The sequence below is a fragment of the Pseudoxanthomonas japonensis genome, assembly GCF_010093445.1.
In the GTDB taxonomy this organism is placed as follows: domain Bacteria; phylum Pseudomonadota; class Gammaproteobacteria; order Xanthomonadales; family Xanthomonadaceae; genus Pseudoxanthomonas_A; species Pseudoxanthomonas_A japonensis.
Genome location: NZ_PDWW01000044.1, coordinates 1 through 6,185, shown reverse-complemented (window position 1 = coordinate 6,185; position 6,185 = coordinate 1). Strand labels below are relative to the sequence as shown.

Here is a 6,185-nt window from a genome sequence, read left to right as displayed (position 1 = left end):
ACCGGAAGCGGACATCGGCTGCGAGCAATAGCCAGCAGCAGCTCAGTAGGGCTCGCCGTTTTTGTACGTGAAACGCCAGCTTCCCCCATGGAAATGCGCCTCAAGGTCGTCATCCGGGTAAAGCACTTGGTCTGTTTGAGACCGGTCCCCGATCTCAAGATAGACGACAGGAAGATTGCTGCGATTCACTAGATGGTGTGCATCGCTATGGCCAGCCTTGAAGCCTGCACACATGCCGGGCTCCAGAAGGTGATTCCCCCGATCGTTGACGAGCGTGGGTGTCCCCTCCAGTACATAGACGAACTCATCTTGCTTGGTATGGGCGTGTCTCAGTGCCGATATCGCGCCTGGTTCAAGACGAGTCAAGTTCACGCCGAAGTTGCTCAGGCCGAAGGCGTCGCCAAGCCTGCGCTTGCTCCTTCCTGCTACGCGGTCCGAATAGGGCTTCGGGTAGTTCGTTCCCGACTTCGGCGCTACATCATCCGAATAGAGGGTGGTTGGCCATCCTTCTTTCTGCATTTCACACATCCATGGCTGCTCTTCAGAGCGGATCGCGATCGAGCGAAAGCTTGAGACGGATGCGCTCCTGACAGACGGCACCCCTGGACTCGTAGAAACCGAGAGCGCTCGTGTTCCAGGTGGGCGTAAGCCACTCCATTCGCGTGCACTGCTTGGAGCAAGCGAAGTCACGCATTGCGCCCAGCAAGTCAGCGCCAAGCCCGATGCCGCGGTAGGCTTCTTCGATGAAAAGGGCATCCATCAAGAAGTAGGTCGAAGCGCTCCACGTGCAATAAGTCAGTGATCCGGAGCCATATCCGACCATCTCGTCGTTGACGGACGCTATCCACGCATAAAGTCGGGGGAACGGTCCCCATAGCGCCGCCTGCAGCGCATCTGGGGATGGCGGCCCCGGAAGCGTGGCGCCCTCGTAGGCTGCGTGCGCAACGCACAGCGGCACCATCGCTGCCGCATCGGCGGGAAGAGCGCGGCGAACGTGCACCTTACACACTCGCCGAAACCGTGGTTGCCAAATCGAATCCCTCGTCCTGCCAGCCCGTAATGCCGCCGACCATGACTTTGACCGGCCGTCCCAACTCGGCAAGACGACGGGCCGCTCTGTCCGCGCCATTGCAGTGTGGCCCTGCGCAGTAGGTCACGAACAGCGTGCCATCCGGATAGTGGCGCATCGAGGCTTCGGTGATCTTCCGATGGGGAAGGCTTGTCGCGCCTGGAACATGACCTGCGCCATAGAGCTCGTGCGAACGCGCGTCCAGCAGCACGAAGCCTGGATTTCCACGTTCGATAGCCTCGTGCACGTCCCAACAATCGGTTTCAAACTGGAATTTACGCGCGAAGTGCAACTGCGCCTCGTCGGACGTCGCTGCGGCCACTTGCGTTACGGCATTCTTGGGCATACAAATTTCCTCGTTATCTGGCACAGCATGAGGTTCAACATGCGATCACTCGGCAAGGACGAAGCGCGACAGTTCGCGTTGTCCTGGCTCCCTGCGTGGACCGGCAACGATCCTGAGCGTCTGGCGAGCTTCTACGCGGACGATGCGTACTATCTGGACCCCGGCGTGCCTGATGGCATCAACGGAAAGCCTGCGCTGCTCGCCTACTTTTCCCGGCTGCTGGCTTACAACCCGCACTGGGTCTGGACGCAGGTAGAGGGCATCCCCATGGAAGACGGGTTCTTGAACAAATGGCACGCCACAGTTCCTGTCGGAGACAAGATCTTGTCGATCACCGGCGTCTGTCTCGTGCAGTTGGATGCGCAAGGAAAGATCCGGCGCAACGAGGTCTACTTCGACCGGTCGAACCTGCTGGCGGAGATCGCCAGTCAGCGCAATCGCTGAAGCTATAGTCCTCCTGCGACATTGAGCACGCAGCCCGTGGCGTAGGAAGCGTCTGCGGAGACGAGCCAGGCGACAGCACCGGCGATCTCCTCCGGCCTCCCTGGACGCTTCATGGGTATCCTCTCGGCCACGCGCTGCGCCCGATCCGGCTGGCCGGCGCGGGCATGGATCGTGGTGTCGATGGTCCCCGGCGATACGGCGCTGACGTGGATGTTGCGTGGCGCGAGTTCTTTGGCCAAGCCGATCGTGAGTGTTTCCACCGCCGCCTTCGTCGCTGCGTAGCCGACGTACTCGTTCGGAGAGCCCGTGCGCGCGGCCACGGAGGAGATATTCACGATGGACGAGCGCTCTGTCCTGGCGGACCAGCGACGGGCTGCCTCCCGGCAGAGCCGGATCGTGGCCGTCAGATTGACGGCGATCACGCGGTCCAGGTCGTCGTCGCTCAGGTCTACCAAGGGTCCGAGCTTTCCCGTGACGCCGGCATTGTTCACCAAGCCGATAACATGGCCGAGCGCCACCGCGGCGTCGAAGATGCGCTGGGCAGCATCCGGCTCGGCGATATCGATCCGGACGCCACGGCAGGGCCTTTCGGGCGAGTGCAGCCCCCGTTCCAGCGATGCCGCATCCTGGACCGAGGAGGAGTGCGTGAACAGGATGCCGTAGCCATCCGTGTGGAGGCGCTCCACGATGCACCTGCCTATGCCGCGCGTGCCGCCGGTAACGATGATGATGGAGCTTGATGGAGATGGTGTTGTCATTCGGTCCTCAGCGTGTTGCCCATTCAAGGGCGTCTTCCAGGCGATCATCGCCCCAGAACATTTCTTGTCCGACGAAGATCATGGGCGCTCCGAACACCCCTCGCACCATGGCCTGCTCCGTGCGCCGTCGCAGCAGCGCCTTGTTCGTCTCAGACTCGGCGTCTGCCATCAGTCCCGCGCTCGGGAGTGCCAGGTGATCAAGAATGCCTCGCATGGCCTCGTAAGTGTCTATGTCGCGATTGGCGCCGAAATGGGCCAGCATCGACAGCCTGCAGAATTCGCCGATCCAGGATGACTCGCTGGCCAGTGTGGCGATCCTCATCGGCAGCAAGGTTCGCCGTGGAAAGACGCTGGGCTGCACGAAGGGCAGGCCGAAGCGCTCTGCGCGCCGGCACATGTCCCGCCATACATAACGGGATTTCGCTTCATGCAGGAAAAGCGGCGAGGACGACCACCCGATTGCCTTGAAGATGGGGCCGAGCAGGAAGGGTCGCCATTGCACGGCAACGCCGTGCGCGGCCGCCAGCGATTCGACCCGCATGATGGTGGGATAACAATAGTTGCTGCTGAAGTCGAACCAGAGTTCGATCGTCCGATGTGGCTTCATGACCTGATGATCCTTGTCATGTGCACAAACTCGTCAGCCAGGCGCCGAGCCATAGAGTGGGATCGGCCGGCTCAAGCCAAGCCCTAAATACGCACGCGGCCATGCCGAAGCCCAGTAAAACGAGTGCTGTCCGTGACAGCAGCCTAGGCCCGCTCATGGCGCCGCCCCCGCCACCAGTGGCCGGTGCCGTTGTCGGTCATCGATCGGCCAATGAAGCGCGGCGGCGATCAGCCCCAGAGCCATCGCGACGAGCCAGATCGGTTGATAGGAGCCCATCTCGTCGAAGACATAACCGCCCAGCCAGACGCCGAGGAACGATCCCAGCTGGTGGCCGAAGAAGACGAAGCCGAACAGGGTGGCTAGATAGCGCACGCCGAACACACGCGTCAGCACGCCGTTGGTGAGCGGGACGGTGCCCAGCCAGAGGAATCCCATGACCGCCGCGAACCCATAGACCGTCCACAGGCTCAGCGGCAGCAGGATGAATAGCCCGATGGCGACGGTGCGCGCCAGATAAAGGATGGCCAACAGGTTCTTCTGCCGCCATTTGCCGCCCAGCATGCCGCATACGTAGATGCCGACAATGTTGGTCAGCGCGATCGTCGCCAAAGCGCCGACGCCGGCCATCGGTCCCAGGCCCTGATCGATCAGATAGGCAGGTAGGTGGGTGGCGATGAAGGCCAACTGGAACCCGCATGCCAGAAAGCCCAGGTTGAGGAGCCAGAAGCCGCTGTGCGAGAACGCTTCCCGGACCGCATGGCCAATACCCCGGTCGCCATCCTCGTGTTCGGTGACGGCATAGGTGGTCCGGTCCTTCAGGGGCAGCGCTAGAGGCGCCAACGCCGCCATGGCGATGGCCAGGATCCACAGGCTCGCTTTCCAGTCGAGGGACGCAATGAGCTCCTGCACGAGCGGCACCATGACGAACTGGCCCAGTCCACCTATCGCCCCGGTCACCGCAATGGCCCAAGGGCGCTGGCCAGGCGCCACGAGTCGGCTGACGGCGGCGTAGATGACGCCGAACGCGGTACACGACAGCGCCACGCCCAACGCCACGCCGCAGGTCGCCACGAACATTGCCGGACTGCTTGCTTGCGTCATGCCCGCCAGTCCCAATGCATACAGCACCACACCGAAGGCGACCACGCGTCTTACTCCATAGCGATCCGCCAACATGCCGGTGAACGGCTGTGCGATGCCCCAGGTCAGGTTCTGCACCGCCAGAGCGAAACCGAACAGCTCGCGCGACCAGCCCTGATCACCCGTGACGGGAAGCAGGAACAAGCCCTGGACATGGCGCACGCCCAAGGCCAGGCCCATCACCAGACCGGCCGCGATCACCACACCCCAAAGGCGGCGCCGGCCGTGGTCGATCGTCCGAATGCATGCGTCCTTGGAATTCGTTTCCTGCGGGTGCGACATACTGGCGTTCGCTGCGACAGTGGGATAGTGTCGCTATTAGGGGCGATGCGCTTTGCCACTTCAACCAACTTTTCGGAACGTTCGCATTCCCTAGGCGCATGTCAATGGATTTCGCAAGAATGCCCTCGCTGGACCTCGTTCGCGGCTTCGTCGCGGTAGGGCGTCGCATGAGCATCACGCTCGCGGCGAAGGATCTGCACCTGACCCAGTCGGCCGTCAGTCGCCAGATCCACGCGCTGGAGGAACAGTTGGGGGTGAAGCTTCTGGTCCGCGGTCATCGCACCATCGAATTCACCCCCGAAGGTGAGCGGCTGTACCGAAGCGCGGACGGGGCGCTCCAGCAATTGCAGGACGTGTTGGGTGAATTGCAGGCCCGCTCCAGGAACAAGCCTGTGACCATAAGCGCGACGATCGGCTTCACCGGGCTGTGGTTACTTCCGCGCTTGGGAAAACTGCAAGCCCTATATCCCGACATCGATGTCCGCGTGGCGGCGCACAATCGACTGGTCGACCTGCGCAACGATGGCATCGACATGGCTATCCGCTATACGTCTGCCGATCGTGCCCCATCGGGTGCCAAGCTGCTTTTTGCAGAAAGCGTCGTGCCCGTGGCCAGTCCGTCGTTCGGTGCCGCGAGCCTGCGTTCGGCGGGAGCTGTATCCGCGTTGACTCTTCTGGAGTTCGATGACGAGCGCTACCCATGGCTGCAATGGCGCCCTTGGCTGGATGCCCACGTGGGCGAAAAGGGCAAGCCACGGACGCTTCTGCACTTCAACCAATACGACCTGGTGATCCAGGCGGCATTGGCGGGACAGGGCGTCGCGCTGGGGCGCTACGAACTGATCCGACCTATGATTGAAGAAGGTCGGCTTGTGGTCATCGAGTCTGCCAAGGTGGCGCCTGCTAGCCGCCATGGGTTCTGGCTCATAGAGGCCGAGCCTCGGCCACGACAGCAGGTGCAACAGGTTGCGGATTGGATTAAGAGCGAGGCGATCGGACTGTCGGCACCGACGCCAAGTGAACCTGAGGGAGAGGTCCATGTTGACCGATAGGGTCCGAGCGTCCATGGAAGCCAGCGTGCTCTGCTGGCTGGCCACGGCGGACTCGAGTGGTCAGCCCAATGTGTCCCCCAAGGAGGTTTTCCGAGCCTTCGATGATCGACATGTGGTCATCGCGAACATCGCGTCTCCTGTCAGTGCGAAGAACATCGAAGAGAATCCGCGCGTATGCGTGAGCCTGGTGGACATCCTCGTACAGAAGGGCCACAAGATCATGGGCTCAGCCATAAACGTCAGGCGGCATACGGACGACTATCGAAAATGGGTGGCGCCTCTGCTTCCGATCGTGGGAGATCGGTTCCCGGTCCGGAGTGTCTTTGTGATCCAGGTGGAAAGGACGGTCGAGATTATCGCGCCCAGCTACCTGCTTTTCGGCGAGAGCACATCGGAGTCATCGCAGATCGAGGCGGCGGAAGCGGCTTATGGGGTTAGACGACTGCCAGCCGCTTAGCTGGCGCTCCGGAGAATGTCTGCTTCCGAC

General features: G+C 61.9%; 9 protein-coding genes. 3 read left to right on the top strand and 6 right to left on the bottom strand.

The window, feature by feature from the left end; genetic code table 11:
- Positions 1-42: 42 nt before the first annotated feature.
- The 3 genes from CSC78_RS18575 to CSC78_RS18565 are packed head-to-tail and all read right to left on the bottom strand — an operon-like array spanning position 43 to position 1,415.
- Positions 43-519 carry a cupin domain-containing protein gene (locus tag CSC78_RS18575; RefSeq protein ID WP_162339355.1) on the bottom strand — a complete coding sequence of 159 codons (477 nt, stop codon included), beginning with the start codon at positions 517-519 and terminating at the stop codon, positions 43-45.
- 22 nt (positions 520-541) lie between these two features.
- Positions 542-1,000 (bottom strand): GNAT family N-acetyltransferase, encoded by a 459-nt coding sequence (locus CSC78_RS18570; RefSeq protein ID WP_162339354.1) that lies wholly within the window; start codon positions 998-1,000, stop codon positions 542-544.
- Position 1,001: 1 nt separating this feature from the next.
- Positions 1,002-1,415: a rhodanese-like domain-containing protein gene (locus CSC78_RS18565; protein ID WP_162339353.1), complete on the bottom strand. Its 414-nt coding sequence runs from the start codon at positions 1,413-1,415 to the stop codon at positions 1,002-1,004.
- 39 nt (positions 1,416-1,454) lie between these two features.
- On the opposite strand from CSC78_RS18565, the gene CSC78_RS18560 reads away from it, so the two are divergent.
- Positions 1,455-1,859: a nuclear transport factor 2 family protein gene (locus CSC78_RS18560; protein ID WP_162339352.1), complete on the top strand. Its 405-nt coding sequence runs from the start codon at positions 1,455-1,457 to the stop codon at positions 1,857-1,859.
- A 2-nt stretch (positions 1,860-1,861) separates the two neighbouring features.
- On the opposite strand, the gene CSC78_RS18555 is transcribed toward CSC78_RS18560, so the two are convergent.
- The 3 genes from CSC78_RS18555 to CSC78_RS18545 all read right to left on the bottom strand — a co-directional run bounded on the left by CSC78_RS18555 (position 1,862) and on the right by CSC78_RS18545 (position 4,646).
- On the bottom strand, positions 1,862-2,665 hold the full coding sequence (locus CSC78_RS18555) for an SDR family NAD(P)-dependent oxidoreductase (RefSeq protein WP_225589528.1): 804 nt from the start codon (positions 2,663-2,665) through the stop codon (positions 1,862-1,864).
- Entirely contained in the window at positions 2,625-3,224 is a 600-nt protein-coding gene (locus CSC78_RS18550; protein ID WP_162339350.1) for a 2-hydroxychromene-2-carboxylate isomerase, read from the bottom strand. Before CSC78_RS18550 ends, CSC78_RS18555 begins: the two co-directional genes overlap by 41 nt.
- Before the next feature lie 153 nt (positions 3,225-3,377).
- Positions 3,378-4,646 (bottom strand): MFS transporter, encoded by a 1,269-nt coding sequence (locus CSC78_RS18545; RefSeq protein WP_238391345.1) that lies wholly within the window; start codon positions 4,644-4,646, stop codon positions 3,378-3,380.
- A gap of 98 nt (positions 4,647-4,744) precedes the next feature.
- On the opposite strand from CSC78_RS18545, the gene CSC78_RS18540 reads away from it, so the two are divergent.
- Both CSC78_RS18540 and CSC78_RS18535 read left to right on the top strand, forming a co-directional pair.
- Positions 4,745-5,698, top strand: a complete 954-nt coding sequence (locus CSC78_RS18540; protein WP_162339349.1) for a LysR substrate-binding domain-containing protein — start codon at positions 4,745-4,747, stop codon at positions 5,696-5,698.
- A 13-nt stretch (positions 5,699-5,711) separates the two neighbouring features.
- Positions 5,712-6,155: a pyridoxamine 5'-phosphate oxidase family protein gene (locus CSC78_RS18535; protein ID WP_202924223.1), complete on the top strand. Its 444-nt coding sequence runs from the start codon at positions 5,712-5,714 to the stop codon at positions 6,153-6,155.
- Positions 6,156-6,185 lie beyond the last annotated feature (30 nt).

What these genes read in the sequence shown, in the direction of transcription:
- CSC78_RS18565 (WP_162339353.1), bottom strand. Translation starts at nt 1,415, where the DNA reads ATGCCCAAGAATGCCGTAACGCAAGTGGCCGCAGCGACGTCCGACGAG.
- CSC78_RS18555 (WP_225589528.1), bottom strand. Translation starts at nt 2,665, where the DNA reads ATGATCGCCTGGAAGACGCCCTTGAATGGGCAACACGCTGAGGACCGA.
- CSC78_RS18575 (WP_162339355.1), bottom strand. Translation starts at nt 519, where the DNA reads ATGCAGAAAGAAGGATGGCCAACCACCCTCTATTCGGATGATGTAGCG.
- CSC78_RS18560 (WP_162339352.1), top strand. Translation starts at nt 1,455, where the DNA reads ATGCGATCACTCGGCAAGGACGAAGCGCGACAGTTCGCGTTGTCCTGG.
- CSC78_RS18535 (WP_202924223.1), top strand. Translation starts at nt 5,712, where the DNA reads ATGGAAGCCAGCGTGCTCTGCTGGCTGGCCACGGCGGACTCGAGTGGT.
- CSC78_RS18540 (WP_162339349.1), top strand. Translation starts at nt 4,745, where the DNA reads ATGTCAATGGATTTCGCAAGAATGCCCTCGCTGGACCTCGTTCGCGGC.
- CSC78_RS18545 (WP_238391345.1), bottom strand. Translation starts at nt 4,646, where the DNA reads ATGTCGCACCCGCAGGAAACGAATTCCAAGGACGCATGCATTCGGACG.
- CSC78_RS18550 (WP_162339350.1), bottom strand. Translation starts at nt 3,224, where the DNA reads ATGAAGCCACATCGGACGATCGAACTCTGGTTCGACTTCAGCAGCAAC.